Raw genomic sequence first — 22,701 nt, 5'->3', positions numbered from 1 at the left:
CGGCGGCGGTCAGGCCCGGGTGGCCGTGCCCGACCAGGAGCGGTTGCCGAGCAGGGTCTTGACGTCCGAGGCGAGGCCGTTGTCCGGGTTCACCCGGAACCCGAGCTCGTAGAGGGTGTCCTTGTCCCAGTTGGTGGTGCGCAGCCGCACCGGGACGTCGCCGGGGTGGTTCTGGAGGGCGAGCTTGAGCTCGGCGACGACCTGGGGGTTGATCCGCGCGGCCGGGACGGTGATGTGCACGGGCGGCTTGGTGCCGAGCTCGGCGGAGGAGACGTCGAGGGTGGTGATCTCCTGCCCGAAGACGCTCAGCGAGCCGTCGCGCTCGTTGAGGCGGCCGCGGACCGAGACCACGTTGTCCTCGATCATCTGGTCGGCCATCAGGTTGTAGGTCGCGGGGAAGAACAGCACCTCGACCGAGCCGTCGCGGTCGGCGAGGGTGATGATCGCCCAGGCGTTGCCGGCCTTGTTGATCCGCCGGTCGACCCCGGTGATCAGTCCGGAGAGCCGGACCTCGCCCTCGGAGCGGCCGGAGCCCAGGAGCTCCGCGATCGAGGTGTCGCGGCTCTGGGAGAGGATGTGCTCGGCGCCGTCGAGCGGGTGGCTGGACACGTACAGGCCGAGCATCTCGCGTTCCAGGGCGAGGAGTTGGCGGCGGGGCCACTCGTTCTCGGTGAGCTGGAAGTCGAGCCCGATGCCGGGCCCGGCGTCGTCGCCGGTGTCGAGCGCGCCGAACAGGTCGTCCTGTCCGATGGCCTGCTGCTTCTTCAGCCCGGTGACGGCGTCGATCGCGTTCTCGTGCACGCTGCTGAGCGAGAGCCGGGTGTGGCCGAGCGAGTCGAAGGCGCCCGCCTTGACCAGCGAGTCGACGGTGCGCTTGTTGCACACCACCAGTTCGACCTTGTCCAGGAAGTCGGCGAAGGAGGTGTACTTGCCCTTCTCCTCGCGGGTGCGCACCAGGGACTCGATCACCGGCACGCCGACGTTGCGCACGGCCTTGAGGCCGAAGCGGACGTCGCTGCCGACGGCGGTGAAGTCGACCACCGACTCGTTGACGTCGGGGGAGAGGATCTTGATGCCCATCTGGCGGCACTCCGCCAGGTAGACCGCCATCTTGTCCTTGTCGTCGGCGACGGAGGTGAGCAGGGCGGCCATGTACTCGGCGGGGTAGTTCGCCTTGAGGTAGGCGGTCTGGTACGAGACCAGGCCGTACGCGGCGGAGTGCGACTTGTTGAACGCGTACCCGGCGAAGGGGACCAGGACGTCCCAGACGGCCTGGATGGCCTCGTCCGAGTAGCCGCGCTCCTTGCAGCCCGCGTGGAAGGGGACGAACTCCTTCTCCAGCACCTCCTTCTTCTTCTTGCCCATCGCGCGGCGCAGCAGGTCGGCCTGTCCGAGCGAGTAGCCGGCGAGCACCTGGGCGGCGCGCTGGACCTGCTCCTGGTAGACGATCAGGCCGTAGGTGGGGCCGAGGACGTCCTTGAGCGGCTCCTCCAGCTCGGGGTGGATCGGGACGATCTCCTGCTGGCCGTTCTTGCGCAGCGCGTAGTTGGTGTGCGAGTTCATGCCCATCGGCCCGGGCCGGTACAGCGCCGAGACGGCGGAGATGTCGGCGAACTCGGTGGGCTTCATCAGCTTGAGCAGGGCGCGCATGGGGCCGCCGTCGAGCTGGAAGACGCCCAGGGTGTCGCCGCGGGCCAGCAGCTGGTAGGTGGTCGGGTCGTCGATCGGGATCTTCTCGATGTCGACGTCGACGCCCCGGTTGGCCTTCACGATCTTGATGCAGTGGTCGATGATGCCCAGGTTCCGCAGACCCAGGAAGTCCATCTTGATCAGGCCCATGGCTTCGCACGACGGGTAGTCGAAGCCGGTGATGATCACCCCGTCCTTGTCCCGCATGTGCAGCGGGATGAGGTCGAGCAGCGGGGTGGAGGACAGGATGACGGCCGCGGCGTGCACGCCGGTGCCGCGGATCAGGCCCTCGATGCCCCGGCCGGTGTCGATGATCTTCTTGACGTCCGGCTCGTTCTGGTACAGCGCCCGGATCTCGGTGCCCTCGTTGTAGCGGGCGTGCTTCTCGTCGAAGAGGTCGGCCAGCGGCACGCCCTTGCCCATGACGTCCGGCGGCATGGCCTTGGTGATCCGGTCGCCCATCGAGAAGGGGTAGCCGAGGATGCGGTTGGCGTCCTTCACGGCGGCCTTGGCCTTGATGGTGCCGAAGGTGTTCACCTGGGCGGTGTAGGCGGCGCCGTACTTCTCGGTGACGTAGCGGACCATCTGGTCGCGCTGGCGGTCGTCGAAGTCGATGTCGACGTCCGGGGGGTTGATGCGCTCGGGGTTGAGGAAGCGCTCGAACAGCAGGTCGTGCTCCAGCGGGTCCAGCTGGGTGATGCCGGTCAGGTAGGCGACCATCGAGCCGGCCGCCGAACCGCGGCCGGGGCCGACCGGGATGCCGTTGTCCCGTCCGTACTGGCAGATGTCGGCGACGACGAGGAAGTAGGCGTCGAACCCCATCGGGGTGATGACGCCCATCTCCAGCTCGATCCGGTCCAGCACCTCCTGGCTCGGGTTGTCCCCGTAGCGGTGCTTGAGCCCGATCTCGATCTTCTTGCGCAGGTAGGAGGCCTGGGTCTCGCCCTCGGGCACGTCGAACTGCGGCATCCGGTCGACGTAGGTGAAGACCTCGTCGTACGACTCGATCCGCTCGGCGATCGCGAGGGTGTTGTCGCAGGCCTCCGGCAGCTCGCGGAAGAGCTCGCGCATCTCCTCGGCGGTCTTGACGTAGTAGCCGGTGCCCTGGAACTTGAAGCGGTTCGGGTCGTCCTTGTTCTTGCCCACGCCCACGCAGAGCAGGCTGTCGTGGGCGTCGGCCTGGTCGGCCGTGACGTAGTGGGAGTCGTTGGTGGCCAGCAGCGGGATGTTCAGCTGCCGGGCCAGCCGCAGCAGGTCCTCGCGGACGTCCCGCTCGATGTCCAGGCCGTGGTCCATCAGCTCCAGGAAGTAGTTCTCCTTGCCGAAGATGTCCTGGTAGGCGCCGGCCGCCTTGACCGCCTCCTCGTACTGGCCCAGGCGCAGCCGGGTCTGCACCTCGCCGGAGGGGCAGCCGGTGGTGGCGATGATGCCGGTGGCGTTCGCGGCGATCAGCTCGCGGTCCATGCGGGGCTTCATGTAGTAGCCCTCCATCGACGCGAGCGAGGAGAGCTTGAAGAGGTTCCGCAGGCCGGTGGCGTTCTGTGCCCACATCGTCATGTGGGTGTAGCGGCCGCCGCCGGAGACGTCCTTGCCGCCCTCGCCGTCGGCGCCGGTGGGGCGCTGGCCGCCGGGGGACCAGAACACCTGCTTCTTCAGGAAGCGCGAGCCCGGGGCGACGTACGCCTCGATGCCGATGATCGGCTTCACGCCGGTCTTCGCGGCCGCGTGGAAGAACTCGTAGGCGCCGAACATGTTGCCGTGGTCGCTCATCGCGATGGCGGGCATGCCCTGTCTCTCCGCCTCGGCGAACAGCTTGCCGTTCTTGGCCGCCCCGTCCAGCATCGAGTACTCGGTGTGGACGTGCAGGTGCGCGAAGCTGTCGGACACGGCGCTGGGCTCCTGGGGGGTTCTCGGACGGGGAAACCGGCCCACCCTAACCGGTCGGCGCCGACGACGTGCCGTGCCGGGCCCGACGAGCCGCGAGCGCGACGGGACCTTCCGGCTTCCGTGACGCGCGGCCGCCGCTGCGCCGGCCGCGCCCGCCGGGGGCCCGGACCAGGCTAGCCGCATCCCGGTCACCGCGCGGGCCCGGGGTGCGGGAGGCGGCCCGGCGGCCCGGATCCGCGGGGAGGGCGGCGCGAGCCCTTCCCGGGCCCGGGATTGCGTCCTATCGTCTGTCCTCGCCGTCGGCGCCGCGGCGCCCGGCCCGGCCCGAGCCACCTCACCTCAGCGGGGTTGACGATGAAGAGTCCTGCGGCGCGCCTGCCCGCCCTGGCCGTGGTCCTGCCGGTGCTCGCCGCCCTGGCGGCCGGCCCGGGCAGCGCGGCCCCCGGCGGGCCCACCGCGGCGCCCGGCGGCCGGACCGCGGCCCAGGCGGCCTCCTGGACCGGCCCGCTGAGCACCCGCGGCCGCTACGTGGTGGACGCCGCGGGCGAGCGCTTCAGGCTGCGGGCCGCGAACTGGTCCGGGGCGCAGGGCACCTGGCAGGGCAGCGGCAGCGCCGACGACCCGGCGGCCAACCAGGCCGGGCAGGTCTCCCACAACATCCCCCTGGGCCTGGACCGGGTGCCGCTGGCCCGGCTGCTGGCCGACTTCCACGGGCTGGGCCTCAACAGCGTCCGGCTGCCGTTCGCCGACGCGATGATCCACGACACCACTCCCGTGCCGGACTCCGCCGTCGCCGCCAACCCCCGGCTGCGCGGCCGGACCCCGCTCCAGGTGTTCGACGCCGTGGTGGCCGCGCTGACCGGCGACGGCTTCGCGGTGATCCTCAACAACCACACCACGAGCTACCGCTTCTGCTGCGGCCTGGACGGCAACGAGCGCTGGAACAGCGGCCAGTCCACCGCCCGCTGGGAGGAGGACTGGCTGTTCATGGTGAACCGCTACAAGGCCGACAAGCGGGTGGTCGGCGCCGACCTGCGCAACGAGGTCCGCCGCGACCTCTGGGACGACCCCAACTGGGGCCTCGGCGACGCCCACGACGCGTACGCGGCGTTCGAGGAGGCGGGCAACCGCATCCTGGAGGCCGACCCGGACCTGCTGGTCGTGATGGAGGGCATCAACTGGTACGGCGTCCCCGCCGCCGGGTTCAGCCACGGCCGCCCGCTGCTCACCCCGGTGCGCAACCTCTCGCCCACCCTGGTCGACTCCGGCAAGCTGGTCTACTCGGCGCACTTCTACGGCTACACCGGCCCGGCCAACACCGGGGCCGGCAGCGGCCCCGGGGCCACCGACGACCCGCGCTACCAGGACTTCACGCCCGAGCAGCTCGCCCGGGTGGTGGACGACCAGGCGCTGTTCGTCACCGGGGCCGGGCAGCACTTCACCGCGCCGGTGTGGATCAGCGAGTTCGGCGCGGCCGGCCGGGGCTCGACCGACGCGAAGGAGCAGGCCTGGCTGCACGCGTTCACCGACCTCCTGGTCCGCGGCGACACCGACTTCGCCTTCTGGCCGCTGGTCGGCTGGGCCGACGCCGCGGGCCGCCCGCTGGACACCTGGGCGCTGCTCTCCTACGGCCCCGACGGCACCCGCACCGGCCTCGCCGACCCCGGCGACTGGCGGGCCGCCGACTGGTGGAAGCTGGTCGGCGCACCGGGCGCGAGCGGCCCGGTGCCGACGGTCGACCACTGGAACCTGCTCGCCCTCGACCACGCCGACCAGGACCTCTCCCGGCGGATGCTGGCGCGGCCGGACTGGAGCCCCGGCAACCGCAAGGGCGACTGCCCGGACGGCCAGCGCCTGACCGCCCTCGCCCGCGGCGACAGCCGGGCGCTGTGCACGGACGCGGGCGAACCCGCGGCGGGCGGCGGCGACCGGACCGCCGTCACCGACGAGCGCTACGTGACCGGGGGCGACTGGGCGTCCGGCTACGACAAGCTCCAGTGCCCGGACGGAGCCTTCGCGGTCGGCTACAGCGTGCGCGGCAACGGCATGGCCGCCCTGCTGTGCGCCCCCGCGGCCGGCCCGCTGCCGCGCACCGGCCGCACCCTCTGGTTCGACCGCGGCGACAACCGGCCCGCCACCGGCGGCTCGGTGGCGAGCGACTGGGCACCGGGCCGCTACAAGGGCCAGTGCGCGGACGGCGAGTACCTGGCCGGGGTCGCGTCCACCTGGCAGCGCCTCCAGTACGGGGCCCCGGCCGCGCTGCTCTGCCGCCCGCTCGCCTGACCCGGCGGGCGCCGCCCGGCGACGGACAGGCGGTGGCGGAGGATCGGCGTCCCGCTCGCGCCCACTGCCCGTACGCCCCGCTCCCCTGCCGCCGGGCACGGGCAGGGCGGTCGGCCGGGCCGACGGGCCGCCGCGCCGTCGGCCGGGTTGCCGAAACGGCATGGAGCCTTGCGGCTGCGGCGCGGCGGGCCGCACTGTCGGGGCAACGCGCCGGCGACCGCCACGGACGGGCCGGCCACCCCCTGACGAGAGGCCCACCGATGCCCGCCGCCACCGACTCCGCCGCCTTCTGGGAGAACCACTACAGCCGCCTCGACGACCGGTGGGGCACCCGCCCCAACGCCGTCCTGGCCGAGCTCGTCAGCGGGCTCGCGCCGCGCCCCGGCACCGCCCTCGACCTGGGCTGCGGCCACGGCGGCGACGCGCTCTGGCTCGCCGGGCGCGGCTGGGACGTCACCGCCGTGGACGTCGCCCCGACCGCCCTGGAGCGGGTCGCCGAAGGGGCGCGGGCCGCCGGACTGGCCGCCCTGGTCCACCCCGCCCGGCACGACCTCGCCCGCACCTTCCCCGCCGGGGCCTTCGACCTGGTCAGCGCCTGCTACTTCCACACGCCCGTCGAGATCCCCCGCACGCAGGTGCTGCGCCGGGCCGCGGCGGCCGTCGCGCCGGGCGGGCTGCTGGTCGTGCTGGAGCACGCGTCCGTCGCCCCCTGGTCCTGGCAGGCCGGCCAGGAGGTGCGGTTCCCCGCGCCCGAGGAGGTGCTCGCCGCGCTGGAGCTCGACGGCGGCTGGCACACCGAGCGCTGCGACGCGCCGCAGCGCACCGCGGACGGGCCCGGCGGGCAGCGGGCGACCGTCACCGACACCGTCGTCGTGGTGCGCCGGACGGCCTGAGCCCCCGGCGAGGATCGTCGGACGCGCGCTGACCGAGGCCCGGCGCGTCCACCCCGGCGTACACCTCCAGTGGTACGGGCATGCGCCGCAGCAACTCGTCCGTCCAGGCGGCCGGATGGCTGGCCGAGGCGGCGCCGCCGGGCAGGGCCCGCGCCAGACGGACGCCCTCGACCAGGGCCTCGACGGCGGCCCGGGCGGAGTACCGGTCGGCGACCCACCGGCGGCCCGCCCGGCGGGCCTCCTCCTGCCCGGGCAGGTCGAGCAGTTCGAGGGCCCGGTCGGCCAGCCGGTCGGTCTCCAGCTCCGGGATCCGCCACGCGGAGGGCGAGTCGAACAGCTCCGCTCCGCCGCCCCCGGCGTAGCCGGTCACCAGGCAGCCGGCGGCCATCGCCTCCGCCGGCGGCAGCCCGAAGCCCTCGCCCTCGGGCGCCCCCAGCGCGATGAACACCGAGGTGTCCGACAGGACGCGGGCCACCTCCTCGTGCGGGAGCCCGCGGATGTCGCACAGCTCGACGCCCGCGGAACGCGGGTCGGCCCGCAGCAGGCGGTGCAGCAGCGTGCTCTCGACCGGGCGCTTGCGGGGCATCCACGCGATGCGCCGGGCCCGTCCGGCCGCGGCCGGCCGGAACACCTCGGTGTCGATGACGTTCGGCACCAGGTGCGGCTCGTACCCGGGCAGGGCGCGGCGGAGCATGGAGACGCCCGCCCTGGAGACCGTCCACAGCGCGGGCCGGGAGGACCAGCCCGGGTACGGCCCGGCGCCGGGGACGGTCAGGAAGGTGACGTAGTGCCCCTGCGCGTAGACGACCTTGCGGCCCCCGGGCGCCGGGTCGTGCTCCGGCAGCACACTGATCTCGGGCAGCACGAGCACGTCCTCGGGGCCGAGCTCCAGGGTCGTCCCGGACAGCGCCGGCACCTCGTCCCGGAACCACGCGTAGCGGAACCCGGGCGTCGGCGTCCAGCGGTACGCCTCGACGCCGGCCGCGCGCAGCAGCGACACCTGCTGGTTCAGCACGCGGATGCCGCCCACCGGGAACTGGAACTCGAACGACGCGTAGATCACTCGGCCTGTCATCGCACCCTCCCGGGGCACCGCGGTCGGCGGGGTCGTCCGCCTCCTACCCGGTGGGCCCCCGGGCAAGCCCGGGGGCCCGGTCCGCGCTACTTGGGCGGCACCCCCAACTGCCGTGCCAGGTCCGCCACCAGGGCGTCCAGCCAGCTCCGGACGGTGCCCGGGTCGAACAGGTCGGCGTCGTACTCGACCTGTCCGGCGTAGCCCTCGGAGTCCGGGGTGAGGGCGAACGCGCAGTCGGCGCGGGCGGAGTGGCCGGGGACGTCCTCGATCTCGGCGGTCAGGCCGGGCAGGTCGAGGCCGACGGCCGGGGTGCTCTGGACGGCGAGCACGACCTGCGGGTACGAGGCCGGCAGCGCCACGCCGCGCTCCCGCAGCGGTTCGACCAGCAGGCCGAACGGCATCAGGGAGTGGTCGAGGGCGGAGGCGATCGCCTCGGCGGCGCGGTCTACCAGCTCCCCGAAGCCGCCCTCGGCCCGGGTGGGCACCAGGATCGGCATGCTGCTGGTGAGCAGGCCGACCACCCGTTCGTCGGCCGGCCGGCGGCGGTTGGCGTTGGAGAGCAGGACCAGCGTCCGCGGCGCGCCGCCGAGCGTGCCGAGCAGCCGGGCCAGCGCGGCCACCAGGACGGCCGAGGCGGTGGTGGAGTGCGCGGCGGCGTAGCGCCCGACCTCCCGGGCCACGGCCGCCGGGATCCGGAACGCCGCCGTCTCGCCGCGCCCGGAGCGCCGTTCGGGGCGCGGCCGGTCGGTGGGCAGGTCGACCGAGAGCGGGGCGCCGGAGAGGACCCCGGCCCAGTGGTCGACCGCCGCCGCGACGGAGGCCCGGTTGACCACCGTCCGCTCCCAGCAGGCGTGGTCGGTCATCCGGCCGGCCTCCTCGGGCAGCGGCCCGCCGCGGTAGAGCGCGCCCAGGTCGGCCAGCAGGGTGGCCAGCGACCAGCCGTCGACGGCGATGTGGTGGATGGTCAGCAGCAGCACCCACTCCCGCTCCGCCGGGCGCAGCAGCCGGGCCCGCAGCAGCGGGGGCGCCGCCAGGTCGAACGGGCGGCCGACCTCGGCGTCCAGGGCCGCGGCGAGGGCCGCGTCCCGTGCGGCGGGCGCGAGCCCGCGCAGGTCGTCGACCGGGACGCTCGACGGGGTGTTCGGCACCACCTGCTGGAGCCCCCCGAGTTCGGTCTCCACGAACCGGGTGCGCAGGCTCTCGTGCCGCTCGGTCAGCGCCGTCAGCGCACCGGCCAGCCGCTCGGGATCCAGCGGCCCGCGCAGGGTGATCCGCTGGAGGATGTTCCACACCGCGGGATCGGCCGACGCGCCGTGGGCGGTGCGCAGCCGCCACTGGGTCACCCCGGCGGGGGCGGCGGACAGCGCCGCCCCGTCGCCGGTCAGCACCGCCAGCAGCCGCGCGCGGTGGGCCCGGACGAGCCCGGTGACCTCCTCGTCCACCGCCCCCGCGGGCGCCAGGTAGCCCAGGCGCTCGCCGGTGGTGCGCAGCACGATCTCGCGTTCGTCGAGCAGCTTCAGCAGCCGGGCCCAGCCCTCGTCGGCGGTGCTCACAGCGTGCCCTCCTCGAAGGCCGGCGCCGGGTGCTGCCCGGCGGCGGGCCGGTGGGCGGCCATCGCGCGGATGGTCGGACGGCGGAAGAAGTCCAGCACGCCGATCCGCAGCCCGGTGGCCTCGTGGACGCGGTTCAGCAGCCGGGTGGCGGCCAGCGAGTGCCCGCCCAGGTCGAAGAAGGAGGTCTCCACCCCGGCGGGGCGGCCGAGCTCCTCCTCCCAGAGCCGCTGCACGGTGCGCTCCAGCTCGGTGGCCGGCCCGGCCTGCGCCCGGTCGGCGCCGAGCGGGCGCGGCTGCGGCAGGGCGGCGGTGTCCAGCTTGCCGTGGGCGGTGAACGGCAGGGCGTCGACGGTGGCCCAGAGCCCGGGCACCATGTAGTCGGGCAGCAGGTCGGCCAGCCGGTCGACGATCCCGGGCAGGTCGGCCGGCGCGCACCCGACGTACCCGGCGAGCACGGTGCCGGCCGCGGTGCGCCGCGCCGTCACGGCGGCGGCGTGCACGCCGGGCAGGCCGCGCAGCACGGTCTCGATCTCACCCGGCTCGACCCGGTAGCCGCGCACCTTGACCTGGCGGTCGGCCCGGCCGAGGTACTCCAGCAGGCCGTCCGGCCGCCAGCGGCCGAGGTCGCCGGTGCGGTAGGCGCGGCCGTCGGGGGTGTCGGTGAAGCGGGCGGCGCTCTCCTGCTCGCGGCCGACGTACCCGAGGCCGACCTGGACGCCGACGGCGTGGATCTCGCCGACCGCGCCGGGCGGCACCCGGCGGCCCGCGGCGTCCCGCAGCACGATCCGGCTGCCCGGGGTGGGGCGGCCGATCGGCGCGTGCTCGGTGCCCTCCGGGTCGACCACGCAGGCCGTCAGGCCGTGGGTCTCGGTCGGGCCGTAGTGGTTGACCAGCCGGCAGCCGGGGTTGCGGCGCAGGAAGGCCCGCAGCGCGGGGGTCAGCAGGACCTGCTCGCCGCCGGAGACCAGCTCGCGCAGGTGCGGTACCGGCTCCTCGCCGAGGGCGTCGGCGAGCGCGGCCAGCGGGGTGTACGGCAGGTGGATCCGCTCGGCGCGGGTGTCCCGGACGACGGCGGCCAGCGCCCGCACGTCGTAGCGGGTCTCCTCCTCGATCAGCAGCAGGGTGCCGCCGCCGGCCAGCGTGGTGAGGATCTCCTGGACGCTGACGTCGAACCCGCACGAGGCGTACTGGAGGGTGCGGGCCGCCGGGTGGTCGGCGACGTTCCAGGCCACGAAGTGGGCCAGGGCCAGGGAGTGCATCAGCACGCCCTTGGGGCGGCCGGTGGAGCCGGAGGTGTAGAGCAGGTACGCGGGGGCGTCAGCCGCGGGCACGGGCAGCGGGGGCAGCCCGCCGGGGGCGTCCCCGGTCGGGGCGGTGCCGGCGCCGGTGCCGGTGAGCACCGTGGGCACGGTGAGGCCCAGGTCCTTCGCGGCCTCGTCCGAGGTGGTGAGCAGGACGGCCGGCGCGCTGTCCTCGACGATCAGCCGGCAGCGCTCGGGGCCCTGCAGCACGTCGACCGGGAGGTACACGGCGCCCAGCCGCAGGACCGCCAGCAGGGCGGCCACCAGGTCCACCGAGCGGGGGAGCAGCACGCCCACCCGGTCGCCCTCGCGGACACCGGCCGCCAGCAGCCGGGCGGCCAGCTCCTCGGCGCGGGCCAGCAGCGTGCGGTAGTCCGTCCCGGTGCCGTCGGCGGCGACCACCGCGGTCTGCCCGGGCCGGGCGGCGGCGGTCGCGGCGACGGTGGCCAGCGGGTGCTCGACCTCCCGGGCCGCCGGGGGGCCGCACTCCAGGGCGGTGTCGGCCTCGGTGGCGGGGACGGCGGTCAGCTCGGCCAGCGGGCGTTCCGGGTCGGCGACCGCGGCCGTGAGCAGCCGCTCGAAGGTGTCGAGCAGGCGGTCGACGGTGGCCCGGTCGAAGAGGGCCTCGGCGTACTCCACGTGGCAGCGGATGCCCTCGGGCAGGCTGGTCAGGAAGAGCGTGAGGTCGAAGGCGGCGCGGTCGGCGACGTGGTCCAGCGGGCGGGCCGTGACCCCGGGCAGGTCCAGCTCGAAGACCATGTGGTTCTCGAACTCGACCATCACCTGGAACAGCGGGTTGCGGCTGGTGTCGCGCTCCGGGTTCAGCTCCTGGACCAGCACCTCGAAGGGCAGCTCCTGGTGCTCGTAGGCGTCCAGCGCGGTGGCGCGGACCCGGCCCAGCGCCTCGGCGAAGGCCGGCTCGCCGGAGAGGTCCAGGCGCAGCGCCAGCGTGTTGACGAAGAACCCGACCAGGTCCTCGGTGCCCTCGGCCCGGTTGGCCACCGGGGTGCCCAGCACGATGTCGTCCTGGCCGGCGTACCGCTGGAGGACGGCGGCGAAGCCGGTCAGCAGCACCATGAACAGGGTGGAGCGCTTCGAGCGCGCCAACTTCCGCAGTTCGTCGGAGAGTTCGGCGGGCAGACGGCGGACGAAGGAGCGGCCGCGGCCGTCCGGCACCGCCGGGCGCGGCCGGTCGGTGGGCAGGGCCAGCACCGGCAGGTCCCCGCCGCCGAACACCTTGCGCCAGTGGGCCAGGCTCTCCTCGTACGCGCCGGCGGCGACCCTGGCCCGCTCCCGGGCGGCCTCGGCGGCCTGGCCGGTGGTCGGTACCGGCAGGCGGGCGGCGCGGCCCTCCCGGGCGGCCCGGTACAGCTCGCCCAGCTCGCGGGTGACCACCACGGTGGACAGGGTGTCGATCACGATGTGGTGCATCGACAGGACCAGCACGTTGCGCTCGGGCCCCTGCTCCAGCAGCAGGGCCCGGAACAGCGGGCCCTCGGCCAGGTCGAAGCGGTGCGCGCCCTCGGCGGCGACCAGCCCGGCCACCGCGTCCGCTCCGCTGCCGTCGGCCGTGACCCGTTGGAGCACCGGGCCGGCGGGCGGCGCCTGCACCTGCTGGAACGGCTCGCCGTCCTGCTCCCGGAAGACGGTGCGCAGGGCGGCGTGGCGCTCGACCAGGCCGCGCAGCGCGGTGTCCAGCGCCGCCGCGTCGAGCGGGCCGTCCAAGGCGATCGCCTTCACCTCGTTGTACTGCCCGCCGTCGGGCAGCATCCGGTGCAGGAACCACATCCGCTGCTGGGCGTAGGACAGCGGGGCACCGCGCAGGGTCTCCCGGCGCAGGGCGTCCAGCTGCGGCAGCCCGGCCGCCACCAGCTCGGGGGAGAGCCCGAAGTCCACGAAGGCGGCGATCTCGTCCGCGCCGGCCGCCCGCAGCTCCGACAGCACCCCCCGGACGCTCTCCGGAGTGCCGATCAGCGCGCGGGAGGCGCAGTACCGCTCGTAGGCGCGCTCCAGCACGTACTCGATGTCCTCCTCGCGGGAGTTCTCGAAGTCGAGGGTCAGGCCCAGGCTGTTGGCCATCTGGCCGAACAGCGAGAGCGAGGAGCGCAGGTAGTGGCAGAACGGGCGGTAGGCCTGCCCGCGGGCGGTGGCGAGGTCGGTGCCCAGGTAGGTGTGGACCAGCACGACCACCCGGCCGGCCTCCGGGTCGAGGCCGTGCTCGGCCCGGGTGCGCCGGTAGACCGCGATGTTCTCGGCGAGCTGGGCGACGTCCTGGGTCATCAGGTTGGTGATCACGCCGAGGTCGTGCCGGGCCGCCTCGCGGAAGCTGTCCGGGTTGCCGACGATCGCGGTGAACATCGGCGGCAGGGCCTGGAGCGGGCGCGGGTGCAGCGTCACCTCGATCGGCTCGCCGTTGCCGTTGCGCCCCCGGTACGGCTCGCCGCGCCACAGCGCCCGGACGGTGTCGACCTGCCGGTGCATCAGCTCCTTGTGGCTGCCGTAGTGCTCGGGGAAGAACAGGAAGTCGTTGGGGTGCCACCCGCTGGCGCAGCCCAGGCCGACCCGGCCGCCGGACAGGTTGTCGACCACCGACCACTCCTCGGCCACCCGCACCGGGTGGTGCAGCGGCAGCACGGCGCAGCCCGCGTTGAGCCGGATCCGGCTGGTCTCCCGGGCGAGGGCGGCGGCCAGCACCGAGGGGTTGGGGAAGATCCCGCCGAAGGAGTGGAAGTGCCGCTCCGGCAGCCAGACGGCGTGGAAGTCGTGCCGGTCGGCGAAGCGGGCGCTCTCCAGGACGATCCGGTACTTCTCGTCCTCCGGGGAGTCCAGCGGGTAGTCGCCGAAGAAGTAGAGGCTGAAGTCCACCGGCCGCTGCGGGTCGCTCACCGGCCGGTAGGGGAGCGGGTCGGCCTGGGCGGTGCGCACGGCCTCGGCGGGCACCGGGAGTGCGGCGGCCGGCCGCGGGGCGGGCAGCCGGACGCCGGGCGAGGCCGGGAAGAAGCCGCCGCGCCGCAGGTCGCGCAGCGAGTCGCGGACGGCGTCGATCACGAACTCCACGTCCGCGTCGGTGTGGGCGGTGGAGAGGAAGAAGTTGCGCCACTCCCACACGTAGACCCCGCGGGTCAGCAGGTGCGGGAAGAGCAGCTCCATGTCGGCCCGGGGCTCGAAGCGGAAGAGCGAGCCGAAGTGGGCCAGCCGGAGCGGGAACTCCTCCTCCTCGAAGAAGCCGTTCAGGGTGGCCGCCAGCTCGTCGGTGCGGGCGTTCAACCGCTCCTGGAGGCCGGGGCCGGCCGCCTTGAGGTGGCGCAGCACCGCGCCCGCGGCGGTCATCGCCAGGGGGTGCTGGATGTAGGTGCCGCCGAAGAAGGTGGTGTCCTTGGGCGGGTAGCTGTCGTCGCCGTAGTCCCAGTGCCCGCCGTCGATGCCGTCCATGATGTCGGCCCGCCCGGCGATCGCGCCGATCGGGTAGCCGCCGCCCAGCACCTTGCCGTAGGTGGAGACGTCCGGGGTGACGCCCCAGAAGCCCTGGGCGCCGCGCAGGTGGGGCCGGAAGCCGGTGAGCATCTGGTCGAAGACCAGCACGATGCCGAGCCGGGCGGTCAGCTCGCGCAGCGAGCGGACGAAGTCGGCGGGCTGACGGCCCGGGTGGCGGCTCTGCACCGGCTCGACCAGGACGGCGGCGATCCGGTCGCCGTGCTCCTCGATGGTCCTGAGGCTCTCCGGGTCCCCGTAGCGCAGCACCAGCAGGTCCGCGACGGCGCTGCCGGGGATGCCGATGGACACCGGGACGGTCTCGCGGTCGGCGCCGTGGCCCAGGGTGCGGCCCAGGGTGTGGTCGAAGTGGCCGTGGTAGGAGCCCTCGAACATGACGATCCTGTCCCGGCCGGTGTGCGCGCGGGCCAGCCGGATGGCCCCGGCGTTCGCCTCGGTGCCGGAGTTGGCGAAGGCGACCCGCTCGGTGCCGGTCAGCTCGGCCAGCAGCTCGGCGGCCTCGCCGGTCTCCGGGCCGCGCGGGCCCAGCCGGAGGCCGGAGGACAGGTGCTCGCGGACGGCCTCGGCGACGAACTCCGGGTCGTGGCCGAACAGGAGGACGCCGAAGCCCATGGTGATGTCGACGTACGGGTTGCCGTCCACGTCCTCCAGCCGGGAGCCCCGGGCGCGGCGGGCGGCGAGCGGGTAGAGCATCTCCTTGGTGCCGGAGCGGAAGCCGACCACGGCGCGGCTGTCCGCCAGCGTGCGGCGGTGGCGGCGGGTGATCGCCTTGGAGGCGGTGGTGCGGGCGGTGAAGCGGGCCACCAGCTCGTCCACGTGGGCGCGCTGCCGGTCGGTCAGGCCGCCGGAGGCCATCCCGGACTCGCGCGCGACCGTCACCCGGGGGCCGTGCACCTGCGGGGCGGCGGCCGGGGCCTCGGCGGCGGGGGCGGGTACGGCGGCGGGGGCGGGTACGGCGGTGGGAGCCGGGGCCTGGGCGGCGGCCGGAGCGGCGGCGGGAACGGCGGTCGGCGGCAGGGCGGTGGGAGCGGGCACCGGGGGGAGCACGGGCGCGCCGCCGGCGGCCAGCAGGCCGAGCTGGTCGCGCATCAGGTCGGAGAACTGGCCGAGCAGGGCGAGCTGGCGCTCGATCAGGCCGGTGCCGTCGGTGGCCGGGGGCAGCGCGGCGGGGGCCTGCGGCGCGGCGGCAGGTGCGGTGGGCGCGGCGGGCGCGGGCTGCGGCGCCGGGGCCGGGGCCGGGGAGGCCTGGACGGCCGGCACCGGCACGGGCACGGCTGCGGGCACCGGGGCCGCCACGGGCTCCTGGGCGGCCACGGGCTCCGGTTCGGGCTCGGGCAGCAGCGTGGCCAGCACGGCCGGCTCCAGCCGGGAGGCGATCAGCCCGGCCAGCCGGGCCGGGGTGTCGGCCGTCTCGAACAGCTCGCGCATCGACACCCGGACCCGGAACGCGCGCTCCAGGTCACGGATCATGTTGATCATCGACAGCGAGTCGGCGCCCAGGTCGAAGAAGGGCTCATCGGCGCCGACCGCGGCCTCCTGGTAGCCGAGCTGGCGGGCCGTCTGCTCGACGACCTGCCGCAGCACCGCCCGCTCGGCGAGCTCCTCGGGGCTCGGCGTCGGTGCGGCGTGCGGTGCGGGGCGGGGCTCGGCGGCCGGCTCGGCGGCCGGCGCGCTCTGCTGGGGTGGGTCCTGGCGCATGGCGGGGTCCTCGGTGGTCGGCCGGGCAGGGGCGGTGAACCAGTGGCGGCGGCGTTGGAAGACGGTGGTGGGCAGCGGCACGCGGCGGGCCGGTCCGTCCGGCCAGGTGCGGGCGGCGGCGAAGCCGGCCCAGTCGAGCGGGACGCCCCGGGTCCACAGCGCGGCCGCCGCGGCGGTGAACCGCTGCTCCGGGGAGGCGCCGCGGCGGCCGCCCGCCACGAAGTGGTGCCGGGGCAGCTCCCGGCGGCCCAGGCCGGTCAGCGTCGGGTGCGGCCCGACCTCCAGGAACAGCTGGTGGCCCTGTTCGTCCAGCACGGCGAGCACCCGGTCGAACCGGGCGGTCTCCCGGGTCTGGCGGACGAAGTACCCGGGGGCCGGGACGGTCCCGGGGGCCAGCACCTCGCCGCCGAGGTTGCTGACCAGCGGGACGGTCAGCGGCCGCAGGCGCAGCCGGGCCAGCTGGTCGCGCAAGGGGGCGAGCATTGGGTCGAGCAGGCGGGAGTGGAACGCCCGGTCGCCGGCCAGCCGCTCGGTGGCCACCCCGTCGGCGGCCAGCACGGCCTCGGCCGCGGCGATCTCGCGCGGCGGGCCGGCCAGCACGCACTGGCCGCCGCCGTTGACCACGGCCAGCTCCACCCCGGGCAGCCGGTCGCCGAACCCGGCGAGCCGGTCCGCACCGGCCCGGACCACCGTCATGGCGCCCGGCTCGGTGAGCCGGTGCATCAGCCGGCCGCGCAGTGCGGTCAGGAACATCCCGTCGGCCAGGTCGAGCGCACCGGCCGCGTGGAAGGCCGCGTACTCCCCGGCGCTGTGCCCGGCGACGGCGGCGGGACGCACTCCGAGCTCCTGCCAGAGCCGCAGGTAGGCGGCCTGGAGGGCGAACAGCGCGGGCTGCGCCGCCTCGGTGGTCCAGGTGTCCTCGGCGCCCGGCGGCACGGCGTCGAGCAGCAGCGGCAGCAGCGGCTCGCCCCAGTTCCCGCGGTGCAGCCGGTCGCACTCGTCCAGCACGGCACGGAAGGGCGGGAAGGCGTCGTACAGCTCGGCCGCCATGCCCCGGTACTGGGAGCCCTGGCCGGTGAAGAGCAGCACCGGGCGGACCTCCGCGCGCCCGGTCTCGTGGTGGAAGGCTCCGGCGGTGGCCCGGCCCGCCAGGAAGGCGTCCAGGCCCTTGCGCAGGGCGGCCGGGTCGGGGCCGGTGACGGCCAGCCGGTGGCGCAGCGCGCGGCGGCCGGCGCCGAGGGTGAGCGGCAGGTCGCCGGGGGCGGGGGCGGGCTCGGCGTCCAGCCGGTCGCGGAGCAGGGCGGCCAGCTCGGTCAGCCCCCGGGCGGTGCGGGCGGACAGCGGCAGGACGGTCGGGGCGGGCCGTGGGGCGGGCGCGGCCGCGGCGGGCGGGGCCTGTTCCAGCACCAGGTGGGCGTTGGTGCCGCCGACGCCCAGCGCGCTGACCCCGGCCCGGCGCGGGGCGGGGCCGGCCGGCCAGTCGCGGCGTTCGGCGGCGAGCAGGAACGGGCTGCCCGCCAGTTCCAGCGCGGGGTTGGGGCTGGTGAAGTTCACCAGCGGGGGGATGGTGCCGTGCCGCAGCACCAGCAGCGCCTTGATCAGGCCGGCCATCCCGGCGCAGGTGTCCAGGTGGCCGATGTTGGGCTTCACGGAGCCGAGCGAGCAGAACCCGGCGGCGTCGGTCCGGGCGCGGAACGCCTGGGTCAGCGCCCGGACCTCGATCGGGTCGCCGAGCGGCGTGCCGGTGCCGTGGGCCTCGATGTAGCCGACGGACTCGGCGGGCACGCCCGCCAGGTCCAGGGCGCGGCCGACCACCGCCGCCTGCCCGTCCACGCTGGGCGCGGTGTAGCCGACCTTCCGTCCGCCGTCGTTGTTGACGGCCGAGCCGAGGATCACCCCGTGCACGGTGTCGCCGTCGGCCAGCGCCCGGTCGAGGCGCTTGAGCAGCACGGCCGCGACGCCGTTGCCGCCGACGGTGCCGCCCGCCGCGGCGTCGAAGGCCCGGCAGGCGCCGTCGGGGGAGAGGATCGAGCCCTCCTCGTAGCGGTAGCCGGCGGCCTGCGGGACGTGCAGCGCGGCGGCTCCGGCCAGGGCCAGCTCGCAGTCGCCGGCCAGCAGCGCCTGCACGGCCAGGTGCACCGCCACCAGCGAGGTGGAGCAGGCGGTCTGCACGCCGACCGCCGGGCCGGTCAGGCCGAGCCGGTAGGCGACCCGGGTGGCGGCGAAGTCCGCCTGGTTGCCGATCGCGGTCTGCAGCGCGGCGACCGGCTCGGCCGGGTCGGCGGTGGTGGCCAGGGCGTGCTGGTAGTAGGTGCGCAGCGCGTACAGGGTCATCCCGGTGCCCGCGAAGACGCCGACCCGGCGATCCGGGTCCGGGGCGTCGTAGCCGCCGTCCTCCAGGGCCCGGCGGCAGGTCTCCAGCAGCAGGCGCTGCTGCGGGTCCATCAGGGCCGCCTCGGCGGCGCTGATGCCGAAGGCCTCGGCGTCGAACTCGTCGATGCCGGTGAGCGCCCCGGTGACCGGGACGAAGTCGGGGTGGCGGTACTCCTCGGGGCGCAGGCCGGCCGCCGCCAGCTCCTCCTCGGTGAACCGGGTGGTGCTCCGCACGCCCTCGACGATGTTCCGCCAGTACTGCTCGGGGGTGTCGGCGCCCGGCAGGCGCAGCGCCAGGCCGACGACGGCCACCCGGCGGTCGTCGCCCGGGCCGGCGGCGGGAGCGGCGGGTGCGGCGGCGGGTGCGGGCGGTTCGGCGGCCAGGTGCGCGATCAGGGCGTCCACGGTGGGGTGGCGGAACAGTTCGGTCGGCGCCGGGGGTACCGGCAGCGCGGCGCTGAGCGCGCCGTGCACCCGAATCAACTGCAGGGAGCCGATGCCGAGTTCGGCGAGCGGGCGGCCCGGGTCCAGCGGGGTGTCGAGGACGGACTCGAAGGCGTCCAGGACGAGCCGGCGCAGCCCGGCCGGCGCGGTGTGCCCGGCCGGCGCGGTCGTCGCGGACGGGCCCTCGGGTGCCGCGGTGCCCGCGGTGGCGGCCGGCGCCGCGGCGGCCACCGGGCGGGGCGCGGTGGCGAGCAGCCGGCGCCGGGCGGCGGGGGAGCTCGGGTCCGGGCCGGCGTACCGGTGGCCGGGGGCGCCGGCCAGCAGCAGCGCGGCCAGCCGGCGGCCGTGCGCGGCGCTCAGCACGGCGATGCCCCGTCCGGCGGCGGCCTGCTCGTTCTCCGTGTCCCGGTTCATGCCGATCCCGCTCCACAGGCCCCAGGAGACCGTCCAGGCCGGGGTGCCGCTCTCCCGGCGCAGCCGTTCGACGGCGCTCTCCAGGTAGCGGTTGGCGGCGGCGTACCCGGTGGAGCCGACCGCCTCCTGGAGGCCGATCATCGAGGAGAAGGCGACGAACTGGGCGCCGGGCCGCCGGCGGACCAGCTCGACGAGGTGGTCGGTGCCCTCGGTCTTGGCCCGCAGGGCCTCGCGCCAGTCCTCGGTGCCGGTGTCGGCGAGGAGCGCGAGGCGGTAGCCGCCGGCCAGGTGGAGCACCCCGTCCAGCGGGGCCCGCCAGTTCCGTTCGGCCTCGGCCAGCACCTCGGCCAGCTGCCGGCGGTCCGTCACGTCGGCCTGGCGGTAGGCGACCTGCCCGCCCTGGGCGGCCAGTCGGCGCAGCGCGGCCCGGCGCTCGGCGGCCTCGGCGGTCGGGGCGTCCAGGTCGCTCCGGCCGACGATCAGCAGCCGGGAGCCGTACTCGCGCAGCAGCCCGGGCAGCAGCTCGGCGGCGATCCCGCCGAGGCCGCCGGTGACGAGGAAGCGGGCGCCGGGGGTGAGGAGCGAGCAGCCCGGGTGCTCCGGGTCGGGTGCCTCGGCGGCGGCTTCCAGCCGGGGCACCCAGGGGCGGCCCGCGCGCCAGGCGGCCTCGGGCTCCGGCCTGGGCTCGGCGAGCAGGGCGAGCAGGGCGGCGGCCTGCTCCGCGGCGGGTGCGTCGCCCGGCAGGTCGAGGTGGCGGGCGGTGGGCACCAGCTGCTCGGCCCGGGCCCCGGCGGTCAGCGCCGCGGTCAACGCTCCCCGCGGGCTGGGGAGTTCGCCGGGGAGGACGGCGTGCAGCCCGGTGCTGACGGAGACCAGCTCGCGGGCCGGGGCCCGGGCCGGGAGCGCGCGCAGCAGGGCGAGCAGGGCCTCGTCCGGGGCGACGGCGGCGGCACCGGGGGAGGCGCTCCACAGGTAGACCAGCCGGTCGTACGGCCGGTCGCCGAGGGCGCGCAGCCACTCCTCGGGGTCGGCGGTCGGCGGGCGGTCCAGCACCCGGGCGGCCGGCAGGGCGGCGGCCAGGGCCTCGGTCAGGGTGCCGGGGCCGGAGGGGCCGACCAGGAGGATCGTTTCGTCAGCCAGCGGGACGGCCTCGGCCGGCGGCACCGGCCGGGCCTCCCAGCCGAGCCGGCGCACGCAGTCCGGCAGGGTCCGGGCGTTGGCCTCGGCCAGGTCCAGGGCCACGATGTGGTCGTCGAGCCCGCCGTCCAGCAGCCGGGCGCGCAGCGCGGTGCGCTGGATCTTGCCGCTGGTGGTGCGCGGGAACTCGGCCGCCGGGACGGGGAGCACCAGGGCGGGTACGGGCTGGCGGCGGGCCGCCAGCAGCCGCCGCACCCCGGCGACGACGGGCGGTGCGGGGGCGTGCGGGTCGCTCGGGACGTAGGCGATCACCAGCTGCTCGGTGCCGGTGCGCTGGTCCGGCACCCCGAAGGCCGCGACGTGCCCGGAGCGCACCCCCGGCAGCGAGGCCACCACGTCCTCCAGCTCGTGGCAGAAGTGGTGCACGCCGTTGACGATGATGATCTCCTTGCGGCGGCCGGTGAGCACCACCTCGCCGTCGGCCAGGAAGGCGAGGTCCCCGGTGTCGAACCAGCCGTCGCCGACGAAGGCCTCCGCGTCGGCGGCCGGGTTGTTCAGGTAGCCCGGCGTCACCCGGCCGGAGTGGACCTGGAGCCGGCCCACCCGGAGCTCGGGCAGCGCGCGGCCGGCGTCGTCGGCCACCCGGATCCGGGCGCCGGGCGCGGGCCGGCCCATGCTGAGGAAGGCAGTGCCGCGCTCCGCCGAGTCCGGGGCGGCGGGCTCCAGCCGGCCGGTCAGCGAGTCGGTGCGCACCAGCCGGCGGGCGCCGTCCTCGTGGTAGCGCTTGTAGGTGATCGCCGTACAGGTCTCGGCCATGCCCCAGGCCAGCAGCACGTGCGCGGGGCGGAGGCCGAACGGCGCGGTGGCGGCCAGGAACTCGTCGATCACCGCCTCGGTGCACTGCTCCCCGGCGTTGATCAGCGACCTGACCGAGGAGAGGTCCCACCGGCGCTCGGGCCCGGCGGCCCGCACGGCCTCGGCGACCAGCCGGTAGCCGAAGTTGGGCGACCAGGAGTGCGCGGCCCGGTGGCGCTCCAGCGCGTCCAGCCAGACCAGCGGGTCGGCGAGCACGAGCTCGGTGGGGATCTGCACCTGGTCGGTGGCGAGCACCACGTCGCGCAGGTGGAACATCAGCAGCCCGGCGACGTGGTCCAGCGGCAGCCAGTTGACGGTGGTGTCGCCCGGCTCGGTGCCCGCGGCGACGGCGCCCGCCACGTACTCCAGGATGCCGCGGTGGGTGATCTGCACCGCCTTGGAGCGGCCGGTGCTGCCGGAGGAGAGCTGGAGGATCGCGACGTCGCCGGGGTCGGGGGCGTGTTCGGGGGCGTGCCGGGGGGCGGCCTCGGCGGGGGCCGGGCGGTCGACCGCGATCACCCGCAGCCCCGGGGCCGGGTAGAGCTCGCCGAGCCGCTCCAGGCCCGCCACCGCGGGCCCGCAGGCCAGCACCGGCGGCTCCTCCAGGGTCTGCCAGGCGTGCCAGAGCTTCTCCAGGACGGGGTTGCGCTCGTGGTAGTCCGGCGGGCGGGCGACCGTCACCGGCCGCATCCCGCCCAGCAGGCAGCCCCACAGGGCGGGGAAGTAGAAGTCCGGCTCCGGGAGCTGGAGGATCACCCGGTCCCCGGCCCGCAGCCCGGCGGCGGCCAGGGTGGCCAGGACCTCGCGGGAGCGGGCGAGGAGCTGACGGTACGTCAGCAGCGTCGTCCCGCCGTCCGCCCGGACCAGGTGCAGCCCGCGGTCGGGGTGCCGGGCGGCGGCGCGCAGCAGGGCCTCGGGCAGCGTCCGGGGCGCGTCCGGTGCGGGGGCGGGCAGCGGGGCGCCGAGGGCCTGCGTCCCGGGGCCGGGTGCGGGCTCGGCGGGGGCGGGGCCGCTCGGGGGCCCGGCGGGGGCGGAGCCGGCCGGGGCCGGGGCCCTTCCGAACGGCCGCCAGTGGTCGGTGAGTTCGCGCAGGTGGCGCAGGGCGGGGCCGGGCGCGGCGGGCGGCCGGCTGCGCGCCGCGGCCAGGGCGGCGGCGTCGGGTTCGCCCTCGGGGGTGCGGACGATGCCGTCCAGGACGTGGACCTCGGCGCTCGGGTCGGCGTCCAGCAGCGCCGCGGCGGCCCGGCGGCGCAGGGCCTCGGGATCGCCGTCGACGGCGGGCACCAGGTAGGCCAGCAGGCCGGGGCGGCCGTGCTCGCGCTCGACGGGCAGCAGCGCGCAGTCGGCGATCTCGGGACGGAGCAGCAGCCGGGCTTCCAAGGTGCGCAGCCGGCCGTGGTCGGGACCGGTGGGGCTCATGGGTTCGGCACCTTTCGGATCGGTGCCGGGGCGCGGGTGTGGGCCGCCCCGGGGCAGGGAGGGGAGCGGAGGGGGTGGCGCGGACGGCGCGGGGGCGCCGCGGTACGGACGTACGGGCGTGCAAGGTGTGCGGGCGGGCGGGTGTACGGCGTGCGGAGGCGCGAGGAGCAGCGGGTGGGAGTACGGCG

At 75.9% G+C, this 22,701-nt stretch carries 6 protein-coding genes; 2 read left to right on the top strand and 4 right to left on the bottom strand.

Translation table 11 applies throughout. The annotated features are described in order from the left end of the window. Window positions 1–9: 9 nt before the first annotated feature. Window positions 10–3,576, bottom strand: a complete 3,567-nt coding sequence (gene dnaE / locus ACH5AR_RS09590; protein ID WP_396300804.1) for a DNA polymerase III subunit alpha — start codon at window positions 3,574–3,576, stop codon at window positions 10–12. Between the two features lie 354 nt (window positions 3,577–3,930). Between dnaE and ACH5AR_RS09585 the strand changes: the two genes are divergently transcribed. Next, complete coding sequence (locus ACH5AR_RS09585) at window positions 3,931–5,859, top strand: glycoside hydrolase family 5 protein (protein ID WP_396300803.1); 1,929 nt, start codon at window positions 3,931–3,933, stop codon at window positions 5,857–5,859. 260 nt (window positions 5,860–6,119) lie between these two features. Continuing rightward, window positions 6,120–6,752 carry a class I SAM-dependent methyltransferase gene (locus ACH5AR_RS09580; protein ID WP_396300802.1) on the top strand — a complete coding sequence of 211 codons (633 nt, stop codon included), beginning with the start codon at window positions 6,120–6,122 and terminating at the stop codon, window positions 6,750–6,752. On the opposite strand, the gene ACH5AR_RS09575 is transcribed toward ACH5AR_RS09580, so the two are convergent. The 3 genes from ACH5AR_RS09575 to ACH5AR_RS09565 form a co-directional block, all read right to left on the bottom strand. Next, the gene (locus ACH5AR_RS09575; RefSeq protein ID WP_396300801.1) at window positions 6,715–7,827 is read right to left on the bottom strand and encodes a glycosyltransferase; all 1,113 of its coding nucleotides are present in this window, start codon (window positions 7,825–7,827) and stop codon (window positions 6,715–6,717) included. The genes ACH5AR_RS09580 and ACH5AR_RS09575 overlap by 38 nt on opposite strands. A gap of 86 nt (window positions 7,828–7,913) precedes the next feature. Then, entirely contained in the window at window positions 7,914–9,380 is a 1,467-nt protein-coding gene (locus ACH5AR_RS09570; protein ID WP_396300800.1) for a condensation domain-containing protein, read from the bottom strand. Then, a complete protein-coding gene (locus ACH5AR_RS09565) occupies window positions 9,377–22,513 on the bottom strand; it encodes a MupA/Atu3671 family FMN-dependent luciferase-like monooxygenase (protein ID WP_396300799.1) in 13,137 nt (4,378 codons plus the stop codon). The genes ACH5AR_RS09570 and ACH5AR_RS09565 overlap by 4 nt, the downstream gene beginning before the upstream one ends. Between the last annotated feature and the right edge of the window lie 188 nt (window positions 22,514–22,701).

It is taken from the genome of Kitasatospora sp. NPDC018619 (assembly GCF_044391605.1).
Classification (GTDB): Bacteria; Actinomycetota; Actinomycetes; order Streptomycetales; family Streptomycetaceae; genus Kitasatospora.
The sequence above is the reverse complement of the archived record's forward strand: the minus strand, read 5'-3'. Positions and strand labels throughout refer to the sequence as shown.

What these genes read in the sequence shown, in the direction of transcription:
- ACH5AR_RS09565 (WP_396300799.1), bottom strand. Translation starts at nt 22,513, where the DNA reads ATGAGCCCCACCGGTCCCGACCACGGCCGGCTGCGCACCTTGGAAGCC.
- ACH5AR_RS09585 (WP_396300803.1), top strand. Translation starts at nt 3,931, where the DNA reads ATGAAGAGTCCTGCGGCGCGCCTGCCCGCCCTGGCCGTGGTCCTGCCG.
- ACH5AR_RS09575 (WP_396300801.1), bottom strand. Translation starts at nt 7,827, where the DNA reads ATGACAGGCCGAGTGATCTACGCGTCGTTCGAGTTCCAGTTCCCGGTG.
- ACH5AR_RS09580 (WP_396300802.1), top strand. Translation starts at nt 6,120, where the DNA reads ATGCCCGCCGCCACCGACTCCGCCGCCTTCTGGGAGAACCACTACAGC.